The following is a 2,080-nucleotide window of genomic DNA, read 5'->3' as shown; positions in this document are numbered from 1 at the left end:
TGTTCGAGGCCAAGACGGTGGCGGCGTTGGCGGAGGTGGCGTCGTGGGCGGGTGCTGCCGATGTGGTGGTGCTCGAGGAGTTGCCCGGTGGTGGTGTGGGGGAGATGCCGGCGACGCCGATCGTGTCGTGGCTGCTCGAACGCGGCGGGGAGTTCGACCGGATGTCGCAGTCCGCCTTGCTGACGGCACCCCCCGAGCTCCGCGAACTCGAACCGCTGATCGGCACGTTCCAGGCCGTGATCGACCGTCACGACATGCTGCGTGCACAACTGATCGTCGCGCCCGAGCGCTCGCACCTCGAGGTCCGGCCCGTCGGCTCCGTCTCGGCGCGGGACCTGATCCGCCGTGTCTCCGTGCCCGAAGCCCCGGGCACCCGTGCCTTCGCTGCCGCCGTCGTCGCCGAACTCGACGCGGCGTTGGATCGGCTGGATCCCGCGGCAGGCGTGATGATGCAGGTCGTGTGGTTCGACGCCGGCGACGAGGGTGGCCGGTTGCTGGTGGTGGCTCATCACCTGGTGGTCGACGGGGTGTCCTGGCGCATCCTCGTTCCCGATCTCGCGGTGGCGTGGGCACAACTGTCCGCCGGTCAGGAGCCCCTGCTCGAGCCGGTGGGGACCTCGATGCGGCGCTGGGCCCACGGGCTGGTGGAGGAGGCGGCGAATCGGGTCGGTGAACTCGACCTGTGGCAGCGCATCCTGGACTGCGAGGACCCGCTGGTCGGGTCGCGCCCCCTCGACCCGGACATCGATGTCAACGCGACGGTCGGCAGGATCACGGTCCAACTGCCCGCCGAGGTCAGCGAGGCGGTACTGACGGCCCTTCCCGATACCTTCCGCGGCAGCGTCAACGACGGCCTGCTCACCGCGCTGGCCATGGCGGTCACTCGGTGGCGGCGTTCGCACTCCACCGCCGCCCAGGGCCGTCGCATCGACGGCACCCTGGTGAGCCTCGAGGGACACGGCCGGGAGGACCCGGTGGTGCCGGGCGCCGCTCTGGGCCGCACCGTCGCTGGGTTCACGGCGATGTTCCCGGTCCGCCTGGATCTTGCGGGTATCGACCTCGACGACGCATTCGCCGGCGGCCCCGCGGCCGGTGCGGCGATGAAGGCCGTCAAGGAACAACTGCTGGCCATTCCGGACCACGGCATGGGTTACGGCATGTTGCGTTACCTCGACCAGGACACAGCACCGCTGCTGGCGGCACGGTCGCTGCCGCAAATCAGTTTCAACTACCTGGGGCGTTTCGCCGCCGATCTGTCGGAGGGCGGCGCCGGTGTGGGCTGGACCCCGACCGGTGAAGTCGACATGGACCGCGCCCAGGACCTCGACACGCCGGTGACGTCCGCGATCGACGTCAACGCGGTGACGACAGCAGTGGACGACCGTCCGCAGCTCCGCGCCACCTGGGCGTATGCAGCCGGTGTTCTGGAAGCCGGGGAGGTCCGGGAGCTGGCGGAACTGTGGACGCAGGCACTGACTGCGCTCACGACGTACGCGTCCCGCCCGGACGCAGGCGGTCTGACCCCGTCCGATCTCGACCTGGTCGACCTGGATCAGGACGCGATCGATCGCATCGAGGCACGCTTCCCGGATCTGACCGATATCTGGTCGCTTTCCCCGCTGCAGTCGGGCCTGCTCTTCCATGCGCTTCTGGCGCACGATTCCATCGACTCCTACACCGTTCAGATGACGATCGAACTGCGCGGGGCCGTCGCGTCGCGTCTCCGTGTGGCGGGGCAGGCGCTTCTCGACCGGCACGCGAACCTGCGGGCGTCGTTCGTGTACGACGAGGACGGAACCCCCCTCCAGGTGATCCACGGCCATGCCGAATTGCCCTGGGTCGATATCGATCTCACGGTTCTGGACGACGAACGGCGCGAGGCCGAGATCGCTCGCATCCTCGACCAGGATCGGGTCCGCGGATTCGACATGGTGATCGCGCCGCTGCTCCGGTTCATGTTCATCCGGACGGGACCCGACACGCAACGGTTGATCGTCACCAATCACCACATCCTGCTCGACGGCTGGTCGATGCCGCTGCTCATCCGTGACCTGCTCACGCTGTACGCGACCGAGGGCAA

1 protein-coding gene is annotated in these 2,080 nt (G+C 68.7%); it reads left to right on the top strand.

Annotated features, from left to right (window positions below):
• Positions 1-2,080, top strand: a 2,080-nt coding sequence (locus WAW17_RS24400) for a condensation domain-containing protein (protein ID WP_422335461.1), incomplete at both ends; no start/stop codon positions are given.

It is taken from the genome of Rhodococcus sp. (in: high G+C Gram-positive bacteria), from assembly GCF_049286785.1.
GTDB lineage: Bacteria > Actinomycetota > Actinomycetes > Mycobacteriales > Mycobacteriaceae > Rhodococcus_F.
Note: the sequence above shows the minus strand (reverse complement) of the source record. Positions and strands in the feature narration are given on the sequence as shown.